General features: G+C 71.9%; 22 protein-coding genes. 10 read left to right on the top strand and 12 right to left on the bottom strand.

The features are described 5' to 3' along the window. Nucleotides 1–154 precede the first annotated feature (154 nt). The gene (locus HNR20_RS17515; RefSeq protein ID WP_184181181.1) at nucleotides 155–640 is read left to right on the top strand and encodes a DUF4190 domain-containing protein; all 486 of its coding nucleotides are present in this window, start codon (nucleotides 155–157) and stop codon (nucleotides 638–640) included. Nucleotides 641–676: 36 nt separating this feature from the next. Here the strand turns inward: HNR20_RS17515 and HNR20_RS17510 are convergent, their stop codons facing one another. Continuing rightward, nucleotides 677–1,582 carry an SDR family NAD(P)-dependent oxidoreductase gene (locus HNR20_RS17510; RefSeq protein WP_184181179.1) on the bottom strand — a complete coding sequence of 302 codons (906 nt, stop codon included), beginning with the start codon at nucleotides 1,580–1,582 and terminating at the stop codon, nucleotides 677–679. A 117-nt stretch (nucleotides 1,583–1,699) separates the two neighbouring features. On the opposite strand from HNR20_RS17510, the gene HNR20_RS17505 reads away from it, so the two are divergent. Continuing rightward, nucleotides 1,700–2,236: a DUF4190 domain-containing protein gene (locus tag HNR20_RS17505; RefSeq protein WP_184181177.1), complete on the top strand. Its 537-nt coding sequence runs from the start codon at nucleotides 1,700–1,702 to the stop codon at nucleotides 2,234–2,236. 75 nt (nucleotides 2,237–2,311) lie between these two features. Here the strand turns inward: HNR20_RS17505 and HNR20_RS17500 are convergent, their stop codons facing one another. After that, nucleotides 2,312–3,268 (bottom strand): HpcH/HpaI aldolase/citrate lyase family protein, encoded by a 957-nt coding sequence (locus tag HNR20_RS17500; RefSeq protein ID WP_184181175.1) that lies wholly within the window; start codon nucleotides 3,266–3,268, stop codon nucleotides 2,312–2,314. Nucleotides 3,269–3,396: 128 nt separating this feature from the next. On the opposite strand from HNR20_RS17500, the gene HNR20_RS17495 reads away from it, so the two are divergent. Together HNR20_RS17495 and HNR20_RS17490 are read left to right on the top strand one after the other, a co-directional pair. Beyond that, the gene (locus HNR20_RS17495) at nucleotides 3,397–4,221 is read left to right on the top strand and encodes an SDR family NAD(P)-dependent oxidoreductase (RefSeq protein WP_184188601.1); all 825 of its coding nucleotides are present in this window, start codon (nucleotides 3,397–3,399) and stop codon (nucleotides 4,219–4,221) included. 7 nt (nucleotides 4,222–4,228) lie between these two features. Then, nucleotides 4,229–4,504, top strand: coding sequence for a hypothetical protein (locus HNR20_RS17490; protein WP_184181173.1), 276 nt, complete (start codon nucleotides 4,229–4,231; stop codon nucleotides 4,502–4,504). Here HNR20_RS17490 and HNR20_RS17485 read toward each other — a convergent pair. Genes HNR20_RS17485 through HNR20_RS17475 form a run of 3 tightly spaced genes read right to left on the bottom strand, consistent with a single transcriptional unit; the run spans nucleotide 4,501 to nucleotide 8,570 of the window. Further along, nucleotides 4,501–5,166 carry a response regulator gene (locus tag HNR20_RS17485; RefSeq protein WP_184181171.1) on the bottom strand — a complete coding sequence of 222 codons (666 nt, stop codon included), beginning with the start codon at nucleotides 5,164–5,166 and terminating at the stop codon, nucleotides 4,501–4,503. The two genes, HNR20_RS17490 and HNR20_RS17485, sit on opposite strands and share 4 nt — an antisense overlap. Before the next feature lies 1 nt (nucleotide 5,167). Further along, entirely contained in the window at nucleotides 5,168–6,352 is a 1,185-nt protein-coding gene (locus HNR20_RS17480) for a sensor histidine kinase (RefSeq protein WP_184181169.1), read from the bottom strand. A gap of 4 nt (nucleotides 6,353–6,356) precedes the next feature. Continuing rightward, nucleotides 6,357–8,570, bottom strand: a complete 2,214-nt coding sequence (locus tag HNR20_RS17475; RefSeq protein WP_184181167.1) for an MMPL family transporter — start codon at nucleotides 8,568–8,570, stop codon at nucleotides 6,357–6,359. 135 nt (nucleotides 8,571–8,705) lie between these two features. Here HNR20_RS17475 and HNR20_RS17470 point away from each other — a divergent pair, with 135 nt between their 5' ends. Next, on the top strand, nucleotides 8,706–9,506 hold the full coding sequence (locus HNR20_RS17470; RefSeq protein WP_184181165.1) for an ABC transporter ATP-binding protein: 801 nt from the start codon (nucleotides 8,706–8,708) through the stop codon (nucleotides 9,504–9,506). Next, the gene (locus tag HNR20_RS17465) at nucleotides 9,503–12,073 is read left to right on the top strand and encodes an ABC transporter permease (protein ID WP_184181163.1); all 2,571 of its coding nucleotides are present in this window, start codon (nucleotides 9,503–9,505) and stop codon (nucleotides 12,071–12,073) included. Before HNR20_RS17470 ends, HNR20_RS17465 begins: the two co-directional genes overlap by 4 nt. A gap of 109 nt (nucleotides 12,074–12,182) precedes the next feature. Here HNR20_RS17465 and HNR20_RS17460 read toward each other — a convergent pair whose 3' ends face one another. The 3 genes from HNR20_RS17460 to HNR20_RS17450 all read right to left on the bottom strand — a co-directional run bounded on the left by HNR20_RS17460 (nucleotide 12,183) and on the right by HNR20_RS17450 (nucleotide 15,157). Then, the gene (locus HNR20_RS17460; protein WP_184181161.1) at nucleotides 12,183–13,583 is read right to left on the bottom strand and encodes a TolB-like translocation protein; all 1,401 of its coding nucleotides are present in this window, start codon (nucleotides 13,581–13,583) and stop codon (nucleotides 12,183–12,185) included. Next, nucleotides 13,580–14,104: a SigE family RNA polymerase sigma factor gene (locus tag HNR20_RS17455; protein WP_229686992.1), complete on the bottom strand. Its 525-nt coding sequence runs from the start codon at nucleotides 14,102–14,104 to the stop codon at nucleotides 13,580–13,582. Before HNR20_RS17455 ends, HNR20_RS17460 begins: the two co-directional genes overlap by 4 nt. Nucleotides 14,105–14,200: 96 nt before the next feature. Beyond that, nucleotides 14,201–15,157, bottom strand: a complete 957-nt coding sequence (locus HNR20_RS17450) for a DMT family transporter (protein ID WP_184181157.1) — start codon at nucleotides 15,155–15,157, stop codon at nucleotides 14,201–14,203. 106 nt (nucleotides 15,158–15,263) lie between these two features. Between HNR20_RS17450 and HNR20_RS17445 the strand changes: the two genes are divergently transcribed. After that, a complete protein-coding gene (locus tag HNR20_RS17445; protein WP_184181155.1) occupies nucleotides 15,264–15,983 on the top strand; it encodes an HAD family hydrolase in 720 nt (239 codons plus the stop codon). A gap of 17 nt (nucleotides 15,984–16,000) precedes the next feature. Here the strand turns inward: HNR20_RS17445 and HNR20_RS17440 are convergent, their stop codons facing one another. Both HNR20_RS17440 and HNR20_RS17435 read right to left on the bottom strand, forming a co-directional pair. Continuing rightward, nucleotides 16,001–16,465 (bottom strand): hypothetical protein, encoded by a 465-nt coding sequence (locus HNR20_RS17440; protein WP_221310684.1) that lies wholly within the window; start codon nucleotides 16,463–16,465, stop codon nucleotides 16,001–16,003. Nucleotides 16,466–16,580: 115 nt separating this feature from the next. Continuing rightward, on the bottom strand, nucleotides 16,581–17,450 hold the full coding sequence (locus HNR20_RS17435) for a PhzF family protein (protein ID WP_184181151.1): 870 nt from the start codon (nucleotides 17,448–17,450) through the stop codon (nucleotides 16,581–16,583). A 33-nt stretch (nucleotides 17,451–17,483) separates the two neighbouring features. On the opposite strand from HNR20_RS17435, the gene HNR20_RS17430 reads away from it, so the two are divergent. The 3 genes from HNR20_RS17430 to HNR20_RS17420 all read left to right on the top strand — a co-directional run bounded on the left by HNR20_RS17430 (nucleotide 17,484) and on the right by HNR20_RS17420 (nucleotide 20,648). After that, nucleotides 17,484–18,770, top strand: coding sequence for a magnesium transporter MgtE N-terminal domain-containing protein (locus HNR20_RS17430; protein ID WP_184181149.1), 1,287 nt, complete (start codon nucleotides 17,484–17,486; stop codon nucleotides 18,768–18,770). Further along, nucleotides 18,763–19,413: a DUF1003 domain-containing protein gene (locus HNR20_RS17425; RefSeq protein WP_184181147.1), complete on the top strand. Its 651-nt coding sequence runs from the start codon at nucleotides 18,763–18,765 to the stop codon at nucleotides 19,411–19,413. The genes HNR20_RS17430 and HNR20_RS17425 overlap by 8 nt, the downstream gene beginning before the upstream one ends. A gap of 86 nt (nucleotides 19,414–19,499) precedes the next feature. Continuing rightward, on the top strand, nucleotides 19,500–20,648 hold the full coding sequence (locus HNR20_RS17420) for an Mrp/NBP35 family ATP-binding protein (RefSeq protein ID WP_184181145.1): 1,149 nt from the start codon (nucleotides 19,500–19,502) through the stop codon (nucleotides 20,646–20,648). A gap of 63 nt (nucleotides 20,649–20,711) precedes the next feature. Here the strand turns inward: HNR20_RS17420 and HNR20_RS17415 are convergent, their stop codons facing one another. Together HNR20_RS17415 and HNR20_RS17410 are read right to left on the bottom strand one after the other, a co-directional pair. Then, on the bottom strand, nucleotides 20,712–21,134 hold the full coding sequence (locus tag HNR20_RS17415; protein ID WP_184181143.1) for a twin-arginine translocase TatA/TatE family subunit: 423 nt from the start codon (nucleotides 21,132–21,134) through the stop codon (nucleotides 20,712–20,714). 76 nt (nucleotides 21,135–21,210) lie between these two features. Further along, nucleotides 21,211–22,494 carry a S1C family serine protease gene (locus HNR20_RS17410; protein WP_184188598.1) on the bottom strand — a complete coding sequence of 428 codons (1,284 nt, stop codon included), beginning with the start codon at nucleotides 22,492–22,494 and terminating at the stop codon, nucleotides 21,211–21,213. Nucleotides 22,495–22,945: the final 451 nt, after the last annotated feature.

Here is a 22,945-nt window from a genome sequence, read left to right as displayed (position 1 = left end):
ACTACTCGTGGGTAACTGAACGCTTGGTCAGTATCGGTCTCCGGGCCGACGAGGCCAAGGTGACCAGTCCACACAACCGCTGTGAAAAGGTTCACCGCTGCGGGTAGCGTCCGGCAAGAGGGACTTTTCCGGCACCGGCAGGAGGAGGACAGCTGTGAGCTACCCACCGCCGTCGGGACCGCCATCGGACGAGCCACCACCGTCACCCTACGAGCCACCCAGGGACCAGTCGCCGTACGGGCCACCGACGGGCGAACCATCGCCGTACGCGCCACCGACGGGCGAACCGTCGCCGTACGCGCAGCAGGGGCCGCAGCAGTCGGCGCACTGGAGCCAGCAGCCGCCGTACCCCCCGCAGGGCCCCTACGCCCAGTACGGCCCACCGCCGTCCGGGCCGGGTCGGGGCACCAACGTGCTGGCGATCCTGTCGCTGGTGTTCGCCTTCGTGTTTCCGCCGGCCGGCGCCGTCCTCGGCCACGTGGCCAAACGGCAGATCCGCACCAGCGGCGAGGAAGGCGACCAGCTCGCCACCTGGGGGCTGATCCTCGGCTACGTCTTCACCGGGATCACCGTGCTGGCCTGCTGCGGCTGGCTGGCCCTCCTCGCCATCGGCAACACCGGTGACAGCGGGGGCTACTGACCAGCGACCCGGGATGGTCCGACATGGACCGTCAGGTCAGCGGAACCGGGCCTCACGGACGCTGTTGCCGCCATCCACCACCAGCATCTGACCGGTGATGTACGAGGCGGCCGGCGAGCAGAGGAAGCTGATCGCTGCGGCGACCTCGTCCGGAGTGCCGGGTCGACCCACCGGGGTGCCCAGCCCCTGCTTGATCTCGGCCATCGTGGACGCGGCGGTATAGATGGTGCCGGGCGCCACCGCGTTGACGGTCACGCCATCGGCGATCATCTCCATCGCCAGCGCCCGGGTCAGCCCGACGACCCCGGCCTTCGCCGCGGCGTACGCGGCCTCGGTGGGCAGGGCGTTGACCGGGCCGGCCGTGGCCGCCAGGTTGACGATGCGACCCCAGCCCCGCTCGGCCATCCCACCGATGAACGCCCGACTGCACAGGAAGGCGGTGGACAGGTTGCGGTCGATCTCGCCGCGCCACTCGTCGTAGGTCAGTTGCGCGACCGGCCGCAGCACACCCTGGCTGGCCCGGCTGGCCAGGCCGGCGTTGTTGACCAGCACCTCGACGTCGCCCAACTGCTCGGCGACCGCGTCGGCCAGCGCGCCGACCTCGGACTCGTCGGTCAGGTCAGCGACGAAACCGGTCACCCCCAGCTCGCCGGCCCGCTCGTGGATGCGCCGCGTGGTGGAGACGATGGCCACTCGAGCGCCCAGGTCGGCGAGCCGCCGAGCGGTGGCGTACCCGATGCCGTCCGGGCTGCCCGCCCCGGTCACCAGGGCGACCCGCCCGTCGAGCCGCATGGTCACCGGGTCGGCCAGCGCGACCGGCTCGTCGGGGCCGGGGCTGCCCGCCGGCGTGGCCGCGCGGGCACGCCGGGCCCCGCCCGGGCGGCTGACGTCCCGTCTGGGTCGGCTGCCGGAGCGGTCCGCGGCGCGCGCGTCAAATGCCATGCCAGGATCCTGCCCGTTACGACCGGCCCGAGCAACGCGGCACCCGGTAGTGGGGGCGTCGGGTTTGGGCGGTGCTGGCTACCCTGACAGCGCACCCCGACCTGACGGAGAGTTCGTATGACCAATCCCCCACCGCCCGGCAACTGGACCGATCCAACGTGGTCGGCCCAGCCGTCGAGCCCCGCACCGGACCCGACCCTCGTGGCCGGCCAGCCGGTGCCCGCCCAACCGGGCCCCGCCGACCCGTACGCGCCGGCCGACCCGTACGCCGGGGCGCAGCCAGCGGGCCAGCCGGTGCCCGGTTACGCCGCACCCGGTTACACCGCGCCTGGATACGCCCCGCCCGGCTACGCGCCGCAGTACCCCGGCTATGGCTACCCGCCGGCGCAGAAGACCAACGGAATGGCGATCGCGGCGCTGGTGCTCGCACTGGTCGGCATCGCGTCCTGCATCACCGCGCCGGTCGGCGCGATCCTGGGGCACGTGGCTCAGAAGCAGATCCGGCTCAGTGGCGAGGGCGGGGCGGGGATGGCGAAGGCCGCCATCATCATCGGCTGGATCCTCACCGGGCTGCTCGCGCTGCTGATCGCCTTCTACGTCGTCGCGATCATCTTCGCGGTGACGACGGGCGCAACCAACGACAGCAGCTACTGACCGGCGGGCTGATCGGCGTACCGCCGATTGTCGGGCCGGTTCGACAGCCGGCGGCGGTCGTCCCGGCCCGACCGGTCACTCTGCGGGTGGGGTGAACGTCGAGGTACGGCTCATCCCGGCGGCCCGGCCCTTGGCGGCGACCACCAGCGCCATCTTGCGGGAAGCCTCGTCGATCATTTCGTCGCCGAGCATCACGGCGCCGAGCCGGCCGCCGGCCTCCGAGGTGTAGTGCTCGTACGCGTCGAGGATCAGCTCGGCGTGGTCGTAGTCGGCCTGCGCCGGCTGGTAGACCTCGTTGGCGGCGTCGATCTGACCCGGGTGCAGCACCCATTTGCCGTCGAAGCCCAGCGCCGCCGAGCGCTTGGCCACCTCGCGGAACGCGTCGACGTCGCGGATCTGCAGGAAGGGGCCGTCGATGGCCTGCTTGTCGTGCATCCGGGCGGCCATCAGGATCCGCATCAGGATGTAGTGGTACGGGTCGCCCGGATAGTCCGGGATCAACGCGCCGACCACCAGCGACTTCATGTTGATCGACGCCATGAAGTCCGCCGGGCCGAAGATGATGGTCTCCACGCGCGGCGAGGCGGCGGCGATCGTGTCCACGTTGACCAGACCGGCGGCGTTCTCGATCTGCGCCTCGATGCCGATCCGGCCGACCTCCAGGCCGAGCGTCTTCTCGATCTGGGTGAGCGTCAGGTCCAGCCAGTGCACCTGGGCGGCGTTCTGCACCTTCGGCAGCATGATGCAGTCCAGGTTCGCGCCGGCGCCCTCGACGACCTCGATGACGTCCCGGTAGGTCCACGGGGTGGTCAGGTCGTTGACCCGGACCACCCGGGTCTTGCCGGCCCAGTCACCCTCGTTCAGCGCGGCCACGATGTTCTTCCGCGCGTCCGGCTTGGCCAGTGGGGCGACTGCGTCCTCCAGGTCGAGGAAGACCTGGTCGGCCGGTAGCCCCTGCGCCTTGGCGAGCATCTTGACGCTGGAACCCGGCACGGCGAGGCAGGACCTGCGGGGGCGACCGACTGCGGCCATGGGTGCGCTCCTTCCAGCGTCCGGCGGGCATGCCGACGCCACCTGACGACAGATCCGAGACCTTAACGATCCCAAAGGGCGTTGTGACGCCACGGTAACCTCGCGCCATGACCGGGGTGAATGGACCTGTGGAAGATCTCACTGAGCGTCGACTGGTGGTGGTGACCGGGGCCAGCTCCGGCATCGGGTTGGCCGCGGCCGTGCACCTGGCCTGCCGGGGTGACCGGGTGGTGCTGGTCGGGCGGGACCCGGCACGCCTACAGGCCGCCGCCGAGCGGGTACGGGAGAACTCGGGCGAGCGTCCGGAGCTGTTCCGGGCCGACTTCGCGGTCCTCGACGACGTACGCCGGCTCGCCGAGCGGCTACGCGACGCGTACGACCGGATCGACGTGCTCGCCAACAACGCCGGGGCCATCGCGCTGCAACCGCTCACCACCGTCGACGGCTTCGAGATCTCGATCCAGGCCAACCACCTGGCCCCGTTCCTGCTGACCAACCTGCTCGCCGACCGGGTGGGCCGGATAGTGGTGACGGCCTCCGGCGCACACCGCTTCGGCACACTCGACCCGGACGACCTGAACGCCCCGCTGCGCGGCTACCGACCGATGGGCGCGTACGGCACCAGCAAGCAGGCGAACGTCCTGTTCACCGCCGAGGCGGCCCGGCGCTGGCCGGGCATTCCCGCGTACAGCTTCCACCCGGGCGTGGTGCGCACCCGGTTCGCGAACGACAGCAAGTTGGTGGCGTTCGGCATGCGGATCATGCCGTTCCGCAGCCCGGAGAAGGGTGCCGAGACCCTGGTGTGGCTGGCCAACCAGGATCGCTCGCGGCTGGTCGACGGGGGCTACTACGCCGACCGTCGGCTGCGTCGGCCGTACCGCAAGGCGGCCGATCCGCAGCTCGCCGCCCGGCTCTGGACGGCCAGCGCCAAAGCCGTCGGTATTGAGGAGTAGCGCCGCCATGCTGACGTTCGCCGCGATCGTCGAGTTTCCCGTCGGAGCCGAGGCGGCCGGGCAACGCTATGAGGACGCCGTGCTGGCCCTGCTCGGGCGGCACGGCGGCCACCTGGAACGGCGGCTGCGCGGCACCGGCGGGCAGACCGAGGTGCACGTGATCCGGTTCGACGCCCGGGCCGGCTACGAGGCGTTCCTCGTCGACCCGGAGCGGACGGCCCTGCGTTCCGCGCTCGGCGAATCCGCACCGACCACCCGGGTCATCGAGGTCCACGAGCTCTAGTCGCCACCGAACAGCGCGTCGCGAACCGGACGTACCAGCAGACCCCGTTCCAGGGCCAGGACCACCGCGTGGGTACGGTCGCTGACGTCGAGCTTGGCGAAGACGCGCAGCAGGTGTGTCTTCACCGTCGCCTCCGCGATGACCAACCGCCGGCCGATGTCGGCGTTGGAGAGACCGTCGGCCACTGCGTTCAGTACGTCCAGCTCCCGCGCGGTCAGTACCACCGGGGTCGGCCGCCGCATCCGTGCCACCAGCCGTTGGGCCACCCGTGGGGCCAGGACGGTCTCGCCGCGGGCCGCGGCCCGGATGGCGTCGACGAGCTGCTCGCGGGTGGTGTCCTTGAGCAGGTAGCCGACCGCGCCGGCCTCGACCGCGCGCTCGATCTCCACGTCGGTGTCGTAGGTGGTGAGGATCAGCACCCGGGTCGCGGCCCGGCTCGCGACGATCTCCATGGTGGCGGCCACGCCGTCGAGGACGGGCATCCGCAGATCGATGAGCGCCACGTCGGGAGCGAGGGATTCGACGAGTTCGACTGCTTCCCTGCCGTTACTCGCCTGGCCGACGATGGCGACGGTGGGCTCCGGCGCCAGTAGGGCGACGACTCCGGCGCGCATCACCGCGTGGTCGTCCACCACGATGACGCGGATGCTGTCCTCTGTCATGTCACTCCTGAGCATTGCTGGGGATGGTGGCGAGGACACGGGTGCCGTCGCCGACGGAGCTGGTGACGGTGAGTTCGCCGCCGAGTTCGGCCAGGCGCTTGCGCATGCCGTCGAGGCCGAAGCCTCGGGAGTCCTCGACCACGAAGCCGCGGCCGTCGTCGGTGATTTCCAGCTCCACACCGTCCGGGTACTGCGCCAGGACCACACCCACAGTGGAGGCGGCGGCGTGCTTGCGCACATTGGCCAGCGACTCCTGGGTGCAGCGCAACAGCGCGATTCGGGCCGTCTGGTCGCAGTCGATATCCGGCAGCTCGGCGCTGACGGTGAGCCCGGTGTCCTGGGTGAACCGGTCCAGGGTCCGGCGCAGGGTCCGGGCGACCGAGCCGGGGGCGACGCCGCTCTGCGGGGCGGAGCCGACCAGCACCCGCGCCTCGGCGAAGTTCTCGCGTGCGGTCTGCTCGATCGAGAGAAGCTGCTGGGCGCTCTTCGCCGGATCGGTGCCGATGCCGGAACGGGCCGCCTCCGCCAGCACGATGATGGACGCGAATCCCTGGGCGAGGGTGTCGTGGATCTCCCGTGCGAGCCGTTCGCGTTCGTCCGCGGCGCCCTGCCGCTGGTGGGCCTCGACCAGCCGCCGCTGGGCGCGCTCCAGCTCGGCGCCCAGCAGCTTGGCCCGTTCGTCGCTCTGCCCGGAGATGTGGTGCACCCACAGTCCGATCGCCACGCCCGCCAGGTAACCGAGAATGGTGAAGACGACGTTGCCGTTGAGGAACTGCGGGCTCCATCCCTGCCGCAGTGTCCCGGCGAACACCGTGGCCACCGCCGCGAGCCCGCTCAGCACGATCGCGGACCGCGGGCCGCGGGTGTAGATCCAGAAGTGCGGCAGCGACAACACGAACAACGAGGCGGCGCCACCCAGCGCGTAGGACATCCCCCCGAGGCCGAGGACCAGCACGACCAGAAAGGTCCGATGGACCAGTACGGGGTTGCGTGGCAGGGCCAGCACAACCCCGTAGCAGAGCCCGAGCAGCGCCAGCAGCCACAACGCCCAATCGGCTCGCACCTCGGGCTCGTGCGCCAGGGCAACGGCCGCCGGCGACAGGCCCAGGAGCACCCAGGAGACAGCGTTCCAGCGGCGGAACCTGCCTGGGGCGGACCAGCCGTGAGTCTCCTGCCGCGCAACCATGAGGTCAGCGTACTTTCGCCATCGGTCGGTCGACCGGGCCCGAACCCGGTCCCCGGCGTATCCCCCGCCCCGGCCACCAGTTGGCCTCGCCGAGCAGCAACATCAGCGCCGGCAGGATCAGCATCCGGATGACAAAGGCGTCCAGCAGTACGGCCACCGTCAGACTGAATCCGATCTGCTTCATCTCGATCAGGTGCAGCGCGGCGAAGCTGGCGAACACCGTCACCATCACGATGGCGGCGCTGGTGACCACGCCGGCCGAACTGCTGATGCCATCGATCACGGCCTGGCGGGTGGTTATACCGCTCATGGCGGCCTCTCTGATCCGGCTGATCACGAACACCTGGTAGTCCATCGACAGGCCGAAGAGGATGACGAACAGGAACAGCGGCACCCGGGAGCCGATCGACCCGGTGGAGGTGAAGTCGAACAGACCCTCTGCCCACCGGTTCTGAAAGACCAGCACGAGTACGCCGAGCGAGGCACCGGCCGAGAGCAGGTTCAGCAGGACGCCGACCACGCCGAGTGTCAGGGAACGGAACGCCCACACCGTCATCGCGAACGTGACGAGCAGCAGGGCCGCGATGATCAGCGGCAGCTTCTGCTTCTGATGCTCGGGATAGTCGGCGTAGCGGGCGACGTCACCGGTGACCGCGGTCAGCGCGCCGGGCACCCCGCCAACGGTGTTGGGGACGTACTCCTTGCGGAGCTGCCGGAGTGAGGATTGGGCCTCGTCGCTGCTCACGTAGTGCGGCACCGCCAGTTGGAGCATGGTGATCCGTCGGTCCGGCGAGGTGCGCAGCTCGGCCGTACCGCTGAACCGCGGGTCGCCCCGCACCTCCGTGGCGAGTTCACCCAGCGCCGCGGCCACCTCGTCGGCCCGGCTGGCGTCGGCGCGTACGACCACCTGGTGCATCGCCATCAGGTCCGGGAACGCCGCGTTGAGGCGGTCGTACGTCTGCATGGCGCCGATCGAACGGGAGTGCGTCTCGCGGCCCATGTCCGTCAGTTTCAAGCCCAGTAATGGCGTGGCCAGGGCCAGCATGGCGAGGACCGTGACGGCCAGCGTGGCGGCGGGGTGGTTGACGACGGGGCGCAGCACGGCGGCGGTGAGCCGACCGGCGCCGGGCCTCGGTGACTTCTTGGCCCGTACGGCCGCGCCGCGCCGGGCCGCCCTGGCCGCTCTGCGCACCGCACGGCGCTCGGCGCGCTCGCCGAGTTTGGCAAGCAGGGCGGGCAGCACGGTCAGAGAGCTGACCACGGCGACCAGGGTGACCACGATCGCTCCGGTGGCGATCGAGGAGAAGATGACGTCGTCGGCCAGGTACAGCGTCGCGCTGGAGATGGCGACGGCGAAACCGGAGAGTACGACGGCCCGTCCCGAGGTGGCCGCGGCGAGTTCCACCACCACCCGCGGGCTGAGCCGGCCGCCGCTCCTGGCCCGTTCCTCCCGCTCTCGCTTGAGGTAGAAGAGGGTGTAGTCGACGCCGACGGCCAGACCGATCATCAGGATGACGTTGGTGCCGACGCCGGCGTCCGGGAAGACGTGCGAGGCCAGCATCGCCAGACCGATGGCCGCCGCGATGGAGGAGAGCGCGAGGAGCAGCGGTACCAGCGCCATCACTACGGAGCTGAAGACCAACAGCAGCGTGATCATCGTGACCGGCAGAGCGATCATTTCGGTACGAGAGAGATCATCTCCTCGGAGCTTGTCCACGCCCTTGCTGATTGATGGGGAGCCGACCTCCTCCACCCGCAGCCCCGGGTTGGCCCGCTGCACCTCGGCGGTCTGCGCGAGCAGCGGGTCGACGTGCTTCTTGCCGTCGAGTTCCGGGCCGTTCAGCGTGACGTCAACCCGCACCGCCGATTCGTCGGCCGCACGGACCGGCTCGGCCACTGATCGGACCTCGGGGAGCCTGCTCATCCGCGCGGCGGCGTCGCGGGCGGCGGCGTCGGCCGCGACGACATCCAATCGACCGGTACCGGGCTTCGCGGTGATCAGGACGCGCTCCACCGGCCGCTGCTGCAGACCGCCCTCGGCAGCCATCGCCTCGGCCTGGCCGGCCTCGCCGATGCGGAAGTCCTCTGTGGTGGCCGGGTTGCCGCCGACGGCCACCCCGGCGCCCAGGCACAGCAGCACGAACAGGAGCCAGCCGACAATCGCGCGCCAAGGGTGTCCAGCGCTCCATCGAGCCATCCGTACGGGGAGATCTCTCATGCCTGAATGCTGGTCGCGGGCCTGCCTACGCCAACAGCATCGAGAGATGGAACCTCGGGTACGTCGACTGGTGGACCCGAGGTTCAATCAGTCGAGGCTGTCGGCGGCGGCAGGCCCACGACCAGCATTGACCCCATGAACAACAGGACGCCGGACCCGCACGCCCAGGAAGTCGTACGGCTTGAATCCGTACGCAAGGTCTACGGCGGCACGATGAACGCCGTGACCGCCCTCGACGATGTGAGCATTGGCCTGAACCGAGGCACCTTCACCGCGGTGATGGGCCCCTCTGGTTCGGGCAAGAGCACTTTCCTGCACTGCGCGGCCGGGCTCGACCGGCCGACGTCGGGATCCATCCTGCTCGACGGCGTGGATCTCGCACCGCTCGGGGAACGCGAGCTGACCAAGCTCCGCCGCGAGCGGATCGGCTTCATCTTCCAGGCTTTCAACCTGCTCCCAGCGCTGAGCGTGGTGGACAACGTCACCCTGCCGCTGCGGCTGGCCGGGCAGCGGCCAAAGCTCGCCGCGGTCGACGACGTACTCGAACGGGTCGGCTTGGGCGATCGGCGCAACAGTCGACCGGGTGAACTCTCCGGCGGGCAGCAGCAGCGCGTCGCCATCGCACGAGCGCTGATCACCCGACCCGCGGTGATCTTCGGCGACGAGCCCACCGGCGCGCTGGACACCTACACCGCGAGCGAGGTGCTGACGCTGCTGCGTGAGGCGGTCGAGCAGTCGGACCAGACGATCGTGATGGTCACCCATGACCCGGTGGCGGCCGCCCACGCCGACCGCGTCGTGTTCCTCGCCGACGGCCGGATCGTCGGCTCGCTGGATCGGCCCACCGCCGACCAGGTCGCCGCGCGCCTGACCCACCTCGGCGCCTGGGGCAGCCGGACCGTTGCCCAGCAGGCAGGACACGAGGTGCTCCGATGATCGGGATCGCGCTACGCACCCTGCGTTTCCACAAAGGCGGTTTCATCGCGTCGTTCATCGCCCTGTCCTTCGGTGCAATGATCGTGATTGGCTGCGGCGGGCTGCTCGAAACCGGCATACACAACGCGGCTCCACCCCTGCGCCTCGCCGCCGCACCGATCGTGGTCACCGGCGACCAGCGCTATGTCGATACTCAGCGCGACCTGGTGTACCCCGAACGCATCCACCTGGACGCGACGTTGGCCGACCGGATCGCATCGGTCCCCGGTGTCACCGACACGGCGAAGGACATCTCGTTCCCGGCCGCCCTGGCCCCACGCACCGGCCGGGCAGCCGGCGCGAAGGTCACCGGCCACGGCTGGTCCTCCGCCCAGCTCACGCCGTACCGGATCGCCGACGGCGCCCCACCCTCCGGGCCCGGCCAGATCGTCCTCGGTACGCACCTGGCCAAGCAGGCCGGACTGCGTACCGGCGGGCAGATCGAGCTCCTGGTCCACGGCAGCGCCAAGCGGTACGAGATCTCCGGCCTCGCCACCAGCGCCCGCGACCAGAGCGATATCTTCCTCTCCGACCCGGAAGCCGACCAGATCTCCGGACGTCCCGGCACTGTCGACTCGATCGGCGTGTTCACCACTCCCGAAGCTGATATCCGCCAGGTCGCCGAGGGCGTGCGGAAGGCAGTCGCGGGGCAGGAGCAGCCCATCGCCGTGATGACCGGAGACGAACGCGGCCGGGCCGAGAACCCCGACGTCCTCGCCGAAGGCGGCGATCTGATCCCCCTCGCCGCAGCCTTCGGCGGCCTGTCGCTGATGGTCACCGTATTCGTGGTGGCCGGCACGCTCGGATTGTCGATCCAGCAACGGCAGCGGGAGATGGCCCTGCTCCGGGCGATCGGGACCACCCCGGGCCAGCTACGCCGGCTGATCCTCGGCGAGACGATGTTCCTCGCCGTGATCGCCACCGCGCTGGCCTGCCACCCCGGCGCTCGATTCGGCCGATGGCTGCTCGGTGCCTTTGCCGACGCGGGCGTCGTGCCGGACGCCATCGAGTACCGCGCCGGATCCGTCCCGGTGATCATCGGTGTGGGCACCGCGCTGCTCACCGCGGTGGGCGCCGCGTTCATAGCGGCGAACGGGGCGGCACGCACCCGGCCGACCGAGGCACTCTCCGAAGCCTCCCTCCAACGCCGCTGGTTCAGCGGCGTCCGACTGATCGCCGGTCTTCTGTGCCTGGGCGGCGGCGCCGCCCTGGCCGTGGCCACCGCCCGGATGGACGGCCCGGACGCGGCAAGTGTGGCAACTCCGGCGGCGTTGGTGTGGACTGTCGGCTTCGGCCTGCTCGGCCCGGTACTGTCCCGGGCCATCACGGCTGGACTGCGCCGGCCGGTGCGCCTGGTATTCGGGCTCGCCGGGCATCTGGCCACCCGTAACGCGGAGGTACGCACGGCGCGGCTGGCCGCCGCGGTAATGCCGGTCATGCTCGCGACCGGCCTGGCCACCGGTCTGATCTACATGCAGACCACGCAGTCCGACGGTGCGCAGAAGGCGTTCGACGAGGGCCTGCGAGCCGATCTGGTGGTCACCTCCGACGCAGGCGGTCTGCCGCTCGGCATGGTGGACGCGATCAGGAACCAGCCCGGAGTCGCGGCTGCCTCCGCTGCGATCTCCAGCACCGGATACCTGGAGCCGACAGAGGTGGCCCCGCTCGCATCGACCGGCGGCGGGGAAGAAGGATCCGACGCGTCGCAGCCCGCGGAGCTGTCGATGCAGGGCGTCACGCCCGAGGGACTGAACCGGACGACGGCCTTCCGCGCGGCCACCGGCAGCCTCGACGCGCTGCACGGGCAGACCGTCGCCCTGCCGACCAGGTACGCCGGCGGACGGAGCATCGGCGACACGATTGCGATGCGGCTCGGCGACGGCAGCCGGGTCGCACTGAAGCTGGTGGCCACGATCGGTGGGCGGGGTGGTTACGAGACCACGCTGGTCCCGGCGTCGCTCCTGGTCGGGCACACGGACGCCGGGCTGGTCACGCAGGTCATGGTGAGCGCCGACGTCGGAACGGATCGCGTCCGGCTGGCCAGCACCCTGTCCGCGCTGGCCGAGCAGCACCCCGGCCTGCGGGTGACCCGCCGGGAAGTCCTCACCGCCGGGCAGGCAGACCAGGACGACACCCAGACGTGGATGGCGTTCCTGGTGGTTGGCGTGGTGGTCTGCTACGCGACGATCGCCCTGATCAACACTCAGGTGCTGGCGACGACCGAGCGACGGCGGGAGTTCATGCTCCAGCGGCTGATCGGGGCCACCCGGCGACAGGTGATCCAGATGATGACGCTGGAGGCGGTACTTGTCTCGTCGGCTGGCGTCATCCTGGGCGGGCTGGTCGCGGCGCTGACCCTGGTGCCGTTGAGCGTGAGCGTGCTGGGCTCGGCGATACCGGGCGGCTCCGGTTGGATCCTTCTCACCGTGGTCGCCGCCGCCCTCGGCCTGACCCTGGCCACGACGCTGCTGTCGGCCAGGGCCGTCATGCGCGGCCGGCCCGGTAACGTGGCGGGCCTCCCGGAGTAGCCCGGCCGGGCGGCCTGCGATCAGTCGTGCAGCGGAGTCGGGTCGGTCGGCAGGGCGGTGGGTGCGCCCCGGCGAGCGGCCCGGCCTCCGCCGGGCGCCTCCAGCAGGATCAGCGTGCAGATCCCGTAGCAGATGATGCTGGCCCGGGCCGGCTCGCACGCCAGCGTCGCAGCAGCGACAGCACGGGCAGGGCGACCAGGACCGCCAGGACGAACCCCACCGCGAGCGCCCAGAACGGCAGCGGCCCGTAGTCGGGACGGCCGGACTCGCGTACCGCGCCGGCGATCGCGAGGTCGGCGGCGACCGACAGGTCGGTGATGCCCTGCGGGGTGCGGAAGAGCACCTCCGGCGTGGGTGCGCCCCGCCGCAGCACCACGAGCTCCACCGCCTCCGTGGCAGGCTCGTGATAGGGGCCCCAGGCGATGTCGTGGCTCTCCGGCTGGTCGACCGCCTCCGGGCTCGGCACGCCGACCAGCGCGACCGCCTCGTCCGCCGAGCGCCAACCGAGCAGTTGCACGAAGCTGCGGGAGGGCAACGACGGGAAGGCCGCGCCGACCAACGGCGTGCCGTCGACAGTGGACCGCAGCGCCAGCGTCCAGGTGCGCCGGTAGGACGGCACCGGGCAGTCGGTGCAGGTGGACCGGTTCAGGACGGCGACCGACCGCCCGTCCGGCAGCCAGGACCCCGCGCCGGCGAGCCGGCCGCCGGCCAACGGCAGCCTGCGGTACGGCTCGGCGACACGATCGGCGCCCGCGTCGGCCACCCGGGTCAACCAGACCTCGTCGCGGACCTGAAGGGCCAGGTCACCGCCGTCCGGCGACAGCGCGGCCGTGCGTCCCGCCGGGATCCAGGCGGTGCCGACACGCACCCGCAGCACGTCCGTCCCACGTTCGCGGTCGTAGACCCCGACGTACGGAGTGCTGTAGGTGTTCGGCGGGGTGAACCAGGTTTCGTCGTCGGCGTAGACGAGACGCTTCCCGTCCGGCGCGAAGGCGAGCGGGTAGCCGTCCGCGGGACCCGGGGTGAACCTCCCGGTCTTCAGGTCGAGCAGGGACGGGCCGGCCGAGACGTACCGGCCGTCCGGGGAGAGCAACGCCTCGAAGCCCGCGACGACCGAACCAACGTCCAGCACCCGGTAGCGGTCCCCGTCGGCGGCCACCACACCCATCCGGGTCTCGAACCAGTCGGTGCGCACGGCCGGGCCACCGAAGAGCATCGCCGCCGCGCCGGGAGCCGAGTCCCGTACCGAGGCGGTCCGCAGCGGCGGGTCGACGAGCCGAGTGGGCAGGCCCGGGGTGTCGTGCCGCGGGCTGGCGGGCATCGGCAGGGCCACCGGGTGCAGCGCGTACCCGGTGCCGAGGAGCAGGACCAGGACGGCGAGCACGCCGGCGACGGCGGCCCGGCGACGGCGGTGCCGGGTCCGCGCCGCGTCGAAGAGCCCGTCCGGTACGCGTGCCGGCGGCACGTCGTCGGCGAGGCCGCGCAGCGCTTCGGAGAGCCGGGCGGTCATCGGGTCACCTCCTGCGGGGCACGGCCGACCAGCTCGGCCAGCTCGGGCGCGAGGACGCGCAGCCGGCCGAGAGCGTGCCGGGTCTGACTCTTCACGGTGCCGACCCGGCAGCCGAGCAGCGCCGCCGTCTCGGTCTCGGTGCGGTCCTCGTAGTAGCGCAGGACGAGGACCGCGCGCTGCCGCACGGTCAGCCGGGCCAACGCCGCTGACAGCACCAGCCGCAGGTCGGGATCGTCACCCGGGCCGGCCCGCTCCGGCAGCACCCCGCCCAGCCGCTCCGGTGGGCGGGCCCGCCGCCACCGCCACCAACTGGCCGCCTGGGTGCAGAGCACCCGACGCAGGTAGGCGGGTGGGTCGTCCACCCGCTCCCAGCGCACCGCGACCCGAGCCAGCGCCACCTGAACCAGGTCCTCGGCGTGGTGCCGGTCGCCGGTCAGCAGGTATGCGAACCGGGTCAGCCCGGCGGTTTCGGCCCGGACGAAGTCGGCGAAGCCGTCCCGGGTGCGGTCCTCAGTCGTCAACGGATCGCCCTCCTCACCCGGACAGACGCCGTGCGGACCCGCCGCGGAGGGAACCAGCGTCCACATTCCTCACGTCGCTTCTCCGTCGCTGTGCGATCAGTCGTGCAGCGGAGTCGGGTCGGCCGGCAGCGCGGTGGGTGCGGCCCGGCGAGCGGCCCGGCCACCGCCGAGCACCACCACCGCCACCCCGACCAGCAGCAACGCCATCCCGAGCAGCGCGTACGGGCGGGGCAGCTGCCCCAGCCAGGCCCAGCCGAGCAGGGCCGCGCCGGGCGCCTCCAGCAGGATCAGCACGCTCACCGTGGTCGCCGAGATCTTCCGCAGGGCGTAGTTGAACATCGAGTGCCCGAGTAGTTGGGCGCCGGCCACCAGGGCCAGGATGGCAAGCCAGGTCCGCCCGTCGAACCCGGTCAGCCGTACGCCGCCGATCAGGCAGACGACCAGCAGGATCAGCGCGCAGATCCCGTAGCAGATGGTGGTGTAGGTGGTGGTGCTGATGCTGGCGCGGGCCCGCTCACCGAGTGCGGTGTAGACGGCGGCGAACAGGCCGCCGGTCAGCGCCAGTACGTCGCCGAGGACGGCCTTGCCGGAGACACCCACGTCCGTCCCGGTGGCGATCGCCGCGCCGCCGACCGCGACCGCGATGCCGATCCACACCACCGGAGGGAGTCGCCGCCCCTGGGCGCGGGCGATCAGCCCCTGCCAGACCGGCTGGGTGGCGACCAGGGCGGTGGAGGTGGCGACCGAGGTGAGTTGGGCGCTCGGCACCCAGGTGGCGAAGTGCCCGGCCAGCGCGACTCCGGAGAGGACGCAGAACAGCCCCTCACGCCGGCCCACACCCACGGTCAGCCTGCGGAACTCGGCGCGGCGCCGGGCCAGCGAGACGGGGGTCAGCACGGCCACCGCGAGCAGGTTGCGCCAGAACGCGATGGCCAGCGCGGGAGCGGCGGCGTACGCGATCAACGGCGCGGACGACGACACGGCGACCACGGCGAGGCCGACCGCGCCGGTGGTCAGCAGGTCCGGGGACGGGCGGTGTGAAGGTGGGGGCACGGGACGTAATCCTCACACGTATGACGGACAGCACGGACAGTCAGCACTCCGTTACGATCACGCGGGTTCGCGCCGGTGAACCTCGACCGCCCGGAGGCGCTTCACCATGCCCGGCTACCAGGCGGTTCTGTTCGACTTCTTCGGCACCCTGACCCGTTCGGTGCAGCGTGGTGCCGCGCACCTCGGCACCGCCGAGTTGCTCGGGTGCCCCACCGACACGCTGACCGAGGTGCTGGACCGCACCTACTACGAACGGGCCACCGGCCGGCTCGGCAACGCGGAGGCGACCCTTCGCTGGGTGTGCGCCCAGGCCGGCGTACACCCCAGCGACCACGCGGTTCGGGCGGCGGTGGCGTCCCGGCACCGGGCGGTCCGCGCGGACACCTGGCTGCGGGCCGACGCGGTGCCGGTGCTGGCGGCTCTGCGGCAACGCGGCCTGCACACCGGCGTGATCAGCGACTGCACGCACGAGCTGCCGGCCTTCCTTCCCCAACTCGCGGTCGCCCCGCTGCTCGACGTGCGGGTCTTCTCGGTGCAGGTCGGCCGATGCAAGCCCGATCCGGCGCTCTACCTGACCGCCTGCCAGCGGCTCGGGCTCGCGCCGGGAGACTGCCTGTACGTCGGTGACGGCGGCAGCCAGGAGTTGACCGGCGCCGAGCGGGCCGGGATGACCGCCGTCCGGCTCGCCGCGCCGGACCTGGCCACGCACATGGTCTTCAACGCCGACCTGGACTGGCGCGGCCCCACGCTCGGCACACTGGGCGAGGTGCTCGCCCTCGTCGACACCTACGCCGAGGTCGTGGGCGTCCGCATTGGGCCAGGCTGACGAGCGGGCGGACCCGATCAGCGGCGACGAACCCGGTGCAGGCGGAACGGCTTGCGGGTAGCCCGGACCGCCGGAGTGGCACGCGGTGGCTCGGCCTGCGCGTCGGCTGACAGGTCCGCGCCGGCCAGCGGCGTACCGGCCGGGGTGAGCCGGTTCACCGCACAACCGTCCGCGGCCCAGCGGGCCACCAGGTCGGCGGTCGGGCCGGACGCGTTGAGGCGCTTCGCCGCCACCAGCGGCGCGGTGGTGTCCCACGCCTCGGTGCCCGGCTGCACCCGGCTCACCCGGGCCGGCCAGGTGACGATCCGGCCACCATGGTCGCCGCGCAGGGTCACCTGCGCCTCGGTTGCGTCGGCAAGGCCCGGCGCGGCCTGCTCGCCCGGCCCGGTGACCACCAGCAGCGCGCCCTCGAGCGGGGCGCACCAGAGCGCGAGCGCCGGCCCACCGGAAACGCTCACCCAGGCCACGGCAGCCTTCTTCATCGCCTCGTCGACCAGCGGCGTCGAGCCGAGCGCGTCGTCAGTCACCCTCGCATCCTGCCGCACCGCGACCGGCAACGCGTAGGTCGTCTGCTGCTTTCCTCCGCCAGCGGTGGCGTCAGCCCACGAATGGCGGGATGGCGATCTCACCCCGGGCCACCGGCACCACCTGACCGGCGACCGTCGCGCCGACCGCCACACCGTTCGCCGCGGTGACCGTGCATGCCAGCGCGGACGGCCGGTTCATCTCCACCCCCTGGCGGACCGCGTAGCGGGACAGCCCCTCGCCCGGCAACAGACCGGTCGCCACCAGCCAGACACCGAGGCCGAGCGCCGCCGAGCCGGTCGCCGGGTCCTCCGGGACGCCCATCCCCGGCACGAAGACCCGGGCGTGCGCGGTTTGCGCTACCGCGTCCCAGGAGAAAACGCTGACGTGCGACACCCCGTACCGCTGCGCCGCCGCCGCATTCACCTGGGCGCGGGCCAACGACTCCGGCCGTACCGGCAGGTACGGGAACTCCAGCCCACAGCCGGCGACGCGGGGTGCAGGCCCGATGTGGTCGTCCGCGACCAGGCCGGCGATCTCCAGCAACGGCTCCGGGTCCAGCTCGGGCCCGAGGGTCGGGGTGCCACCGGTCAGCGTCGCCCCGGTTGCGGTCACCTCGATCGGCAGCACCCCGGCCGCACACTCCTGGGTGACCTGCCCCACACCGAACATTCCCCGCCGGCTCGCGGTGACCGCCGCGCCGACACTCGGGTGCCCGGCGAACGGCAACTCCTCGACCGGGGTGAAGATCCTGGCCCGGTAGGTGGCACCGACCTGCGTCGGTGGCAGCACGAACACCGTCTCGGAGAGGTTGAACTCCAGCGCGAGTGCCTGCATCTGCTCGGTGGCCAGCGCCTCCGCGCCGAACACCACGGCCAGCGGGTTGCCGGCGAAGGGGCGGTCGGTGAAGACGTCCACGATCTCGTAGGCCAAGGTCGACATGTTGATAAACACTAGGCGCTTAGGCTGGTGCCCGTGAGCACGCCGACCCGGGTCTACATCGCCCGTCTCGCCGGAGTCGCCGTCTTCGACCCGAACGGCGATCAGGTGGGCCGGGTCCGTGACGCCGTGGCACGACTACGGGCGACCAAGCGACCGCCCGAGGTGGTGGGCCTCGTCGCCGAGATGCCGATGCGTCGGCGCATCTTCCTGTCCATCAACCGGATCACCTCCATCGACGCGGACGCCGTCGTGCTCGGCTCCGGCACCCTCAACCTGCGCCGGTTCGAGAAGCGCCCGAACGAGCTGCTGGTGCTCCAGGAACTGCTGGACCGGCGGGTGCAGCTCGACCCGGGCGGCCAGCCCGGCGCGGTCGTGGACGTCGCCATGGAGTGCGCCCGAGGTGGTGAGTGGTCGCTGACCCGTGTCGCCGTACGCGAGCAGACCGGGCGGCTCACCCGCCGCGGCCACCTGCACCAGGTCGAATGGGACCGGGTGCGCGGGCTCAGCGGCATCGCCGACAACCGGGGTACGGCGAACCTGCTCGCCGTCCTGGAGGACATGCGCCCGGCCGACCTCGCCAACGCTCTGCAGGACCTGCCCGACGCGCGGCGCAACGAGGTCGCGGCCGCGCTGGACGACGAGCGGCTCGCCGACGTGCTCAGCGAGCTGCCGGAGCACGACCAGGTGGAGATTCTCGCCGCGCTGGACCGGGAGCGGGCCGCGGACGTGCTGGAGGAGATGGACCCGGACGACGCGGCGGACCTGCTCAACGAGCTCCCCCCACCGGAGCAGGACGTGCTGCTGGACCTGATGGAGCCGGACGAGGCCGACCCGGTGCGTCAGCTCCTGAAGTACACGCCCGGAACAGCGGGCAGCGTGATGACCTCCGAGCCGGTGATCCTGCCGCCGGACGCCACCGTCGCCGAGGCGCTGGCCCGGATCCGGGAGCCACAGCTCTCCCCCGCCGTCGCCGCGCAGGTCTTCGTGACCCGGGCACCGCAGAACACCCCGACCGGCCGCTACCTGGGCATGGTGCACTTCCAGGCGCTGCTGCGTGAACCGCCGGCGGACCTGCTGGGCAAGGTGGTCGTCAACGACATCGACCCGCTACGCCCGACCACCCCGCTGCCGGAGATCACCCGCCGCATGGCCACGTACGACCTGGTCGCCATGCCGGTGATCGACCGCAACAGCCGGCTGGTCGGTGCCGTGACGGTGGACGACGTCCTGGACCACTCGCTTCCTCGGGACTGGCGGGACCGCGACGCCCTGACCGCCCCGGGCGCCACCGACGCGGCGCTGGACGGCGCAGATGGCTGACCAGCGGCGAGCGGAACGGCTCGACCAGCCCCGCGAGCCCCGGGGCATCAAACTCCCCCGCTTCGACGCGGAGGCGTTCGGCCGCTGGTCGGAGGGCATCGCCCGGGGCATGGGGACCGCGAACTTCATCGTCGTCATGACGGTGGTGATCACGATCTGGTTCGTCTGGAACACGTTGGCACCGGCGGACCTGCGCTTCGACCCGTACACCTTCACGTTCCTGACCCTGGTGCTGTCGTTGCAGGCCAGCTACGCGGCGCCGCTGATCCTGCTGGCACAGAACCGGCAGGCCGACCGGGACCGGGTGGCCCTGGAGGAGGACCGGCGGCGAGCCACGGCCCAGAAGGCGGACACCGAATACCTTGCCCGGGAGATCGCGGCACTGCGGATCGCGTTGGGTGAGGTGGCCACCCGGGACTTTCTCCGCTCCGAGCTGGCCCGGCTGGCCGAGGAGCTGGACGAGGCGGGGCAGCGCCGGCAGCGGCTGGAGCGCCGCCAGCAGGAGAAGGACAGCCGCCAGGAGAAGCGCAGCCAGCGGCCGACCGATGGTGTCGGCCTGGACGAGCCACGCGACGACCTGGACGGCGACTTCGTGCGGGACGCCCGGCCGGACGGCACCGGGCCGCGCCGCTCGGACGGCTGACCAGCTCCTCAGGGCGGGTCATCGATTGGCTCACACCGCCCCGGGCAACGGCGGCAGCGGATGCCCCGCGACGTAGCATTGCGGGCATGTCAGCACCCGTGAGCACCGTCGAGGACGCGATCCAGGCAGCCCTGGCCACCGTCAACGACCCGGAGATCCGCCGGCCCATCACCGAGCTGGGCATGGTCCGCTCCGCCACGATCGCTGCCAGCGGCGTCGTCCGGGTCGAGCTGCTGCTCACCGTCGCCGGCTGCCCGCTCAAGGACAAGCTGCGTACCGACATCACCGTCGCGGTCGCCGCGGTGCCCGGCGTGACCGGCGTGGAGATCGACTTTGGGGTGATGACCCCCGAGCAGCGGCAGTCGTTGCAGTCGCAGCTGCGCGGCGGGGGCGCCACCGAGGAGCCGGTCATCCCGTTCGCCCAGCCGGGCTCACGCACCCGGGTGTACGCGGTGGCCAGCGGCAAGGGTGGCGTCGGCAAGTCCAGCGTGACGGTCAACCTGGCTGCGGCGCTCGCGGCTCGCGGGCTCTCCGTCGGCGTGGTCGACGCGGACATCTACGGCCACTCGGTGCCCCGGATGCTCGGCACGGAGGCACGGCCCACCCGCGTCGAGGACATGATCATGCCGCCGCAGTCGCACGGCGTGAAGGTGATCTCCATCGGCATGTTCACCTCCGGCAACGCCGCCGTGGTGTGGCGCGGCCCGATGCTGCACCGGGCGTTGCAGCAGTTCCTGGCCGACGTCTACTGGGGCGATCTGGACGTGCTCCTGCTCGACCTGCCCCCGGGCACGGGCGACGTGGCCATCTCGCTGGCCCAGTTGCTGCCCAACTCGGAGATCCTGATCGTCACCACCCCGCAGACCGCCGCCGCCGAGGTGGCCGAGCGGGCCGGTGCGATCGCCCTGCAGACCCACCAGCGGGTGGTCGGCGTCATCGAGAACATGTCCTGGCTGGAGCTCCCGGACGGCTCCCGGATGGAGATCTTCGGTGCCGGGGGCGGTACCGCCGTCGCCGAGTCGCTGAGCCGGACCATCGGCGCTCAGGTGCCGCTGCTCGGGCAGATCCCGCTGGACACCCGGGTCCGCGAGGCCGGCGACGCGGGCAACCCGATCGTGCTGGCCGAGCCGGCGTCCCCGGCCGCGCAGGCGCTCGGCACGATCGCCGACCGGCTCGCGCTGCGCCGCGAGTCGCTGCTCGGCAAGCCGCTCGGCCTCAAGCCCGCCGGGCGCTGACCGCCTGAAACGCCATCAGCCCGCTGGCCACTTGGCCGGCGGGCTGATCACATTACGGCTCGGTCAGGTGGCGTCGTCGTAGCTGACGCGGGGCACCGGCGCCGAGGGGTTGCTGGTGGCCGTGCCGGACCGGGTCCCGTTCGACCGAAGGTCCGCGGCACTCGCCACGTCCTTCAGGTCCTCGTGCACGCCGCTGACGTCCGCACGCAGGTTGTCGTAGACCCCCTGCAACGGCTTGCGGATCGCCGCCTCGTCCTCCTCGCTGAGGAGGTGCTTGCGGATGAACGCCTTCGGGTGCAGGTCCTCCAGCTGGATGTCGGTGCCCAGCTCACGACTCAGGTCGCCGGTGGCGTTCCGGGCCATGTTGCGCAGATTGCGCACCAACCGCAGCCCGTCGGTGATGACTCCGGGCAGCCGGTCACCGAAGATCAGCAGCGCCAGGAGCAGCAGCGCCCCGATCTCCCACCAGTTCAGGTTGTCGAACATCCCGCTGGCCTCCTCTCGGCGTCAGCAGCAAGACTACGCACGCCGGACGGCGTTCGGGCAAGGGGTGAGCCGCTGTTCACTTCGCGTCCGCAGCGAGAGTTACCGACGTGTTCTGCCGGGCGGAACCCCGCCGAAACTCGACAGTCACCACCGAACCCGGCGCGAACTTGCGGACCAACGCGGTCAGGTCCGTCGGCTCGGTCATCGGCCGCCCATTGATCTTGAGGATCACGTCGCCGGCCTTCAACCCGGCGCTGTCCGCCGGACCGGAGGGCTCCACCTCCGCCAGCCGCAGACCACCCCCAGCCGCCCCGGTCGGGCCCTCCGCCCGGGCGCCGATCACCGTACGCCGGGCCTTGCCGGTGCCGATGATGTCCTGGGTCACCCTCTTGGCCTGGTTGATCGGGATGGCGAAGGCGAGCCCGATGTTGCCCGCCTCCTGCCCCTCGGCGACCAGTGACTTGATGGTGGAGTTCACCCCGACCACCCGCCCGGCGCCGTCGACCAACGGGCCGCCCGAGTTGCCGTGGTTGACCGCGGCGTCGGTCTGGATGGCCGCGTAGTAGCGCATCGGGCCACCCGGTTCGCCGGCCTGCATCGTCCGGTCCAGGGCACTCACGATGCCGGCGGTGACCGTGTTGGCCAGCGACAGTGGCGAACCGATGGCGAGCACCGGGTCACCGACCGCCAGCCCGTCGGAGTCACCGAACTCCACCGGCCGCAGCCCGGGACGACTCACCTTGATCACCGCGATGTCCGACTCCGGGTCCCGTCCGACGATGGTCGCCGACGCGGTGGTGCCGTCGTTGAAGACCACCGAGGCCTTGCCACTGCCACCGGCCACCACGTGGTCGTTGGTGATCACGTGGCCGTCGGCGGTGGCGATGAAGCCGGAGCCCTCACTGGTCCCGCCGAGGCTGCTCACCCGGACGGTGACCACGCTGGGCAGGACACGTTCGGCGACACCGGCCAACGACTCCGGCTTGCGTTGGGCCAGCGCCGGAGCTTCGGCCGGCGCACCGCCGAGCACCACCCCACCGGCGCCCCCGTGCACGGCGAACGCGTAACCCAGCGCGCCACCGAGGGTGCCGGCCAGCAGCGCGGTGATCACGGGGATGAGCAACAGGTGGCGCAGCGTAGGCCGGCCCGGCGCGTCCGGATCGGTGACCGGCTCGGGCTCGGTGCCGGCCGCCACCACACCGGGCACCACCACCGCGGTCGGCGCCGCCGGGTCCCGCCATGGATCGGCGAGCGCGTCCGACCACCAGGGCGAAGCGCCGGTCGCGCCCGGCCCGCCCGCGGCCGGTGCCGGCCAGCTCGGCGACGGCCCGTGGGGCGGCACACCCGCCACGGGCGGCACCGGCGGGTGACCGAACGTCGACGGGCCGCCAGGCGGCGCCACAGGCGTACTTCCGGGCGGCACAGCGGGCGCGTTGCCGCCAGGCAGCACAGCAGGCGGGTTGCTTGGCGGCGGCACAGCGGGCGCAGGGCCTGGCGGCACAGTGGGTGTGCTGCCGGCCGGGGCGCCAGGCGGGTTGTCGGGCGGCACAGCGGGTGTGCTGCCGGCCCCTGGTGTGGTCGGCGATCCCGGCGGGGCCCCTGCCCCGGGCGGTCCCGCCGGAGCCGGAGTCTCACCGCCCCGCCGCCACTCCCAGCCGTCGGTCACGTCGGTGCCTCCCAGTCCGTCCCCGGATCCCGCGCCGCGTCGCCCGGCCACGGGCCGGTTCGGTCGCGGCTGACGGGATACCGCCTCCAGGATTGCACGGATGCACGCGGTGGAGTCAGCGGTTGCCCCGGTGATCGCAACAGGC

It is taken from the genome of Micromonospora parathelypteridis, from assembly GCF_014201145.1.
GTDB lineage: Bacteria > Actinomycetota > Actinomycetes > Mycobacteriales > Micromonosporaceae > Micromonospora > Micromonospora parathelypteridis.
This window is presented reverse-complemented; position numbering and strand designations above follow the sequence as displayed.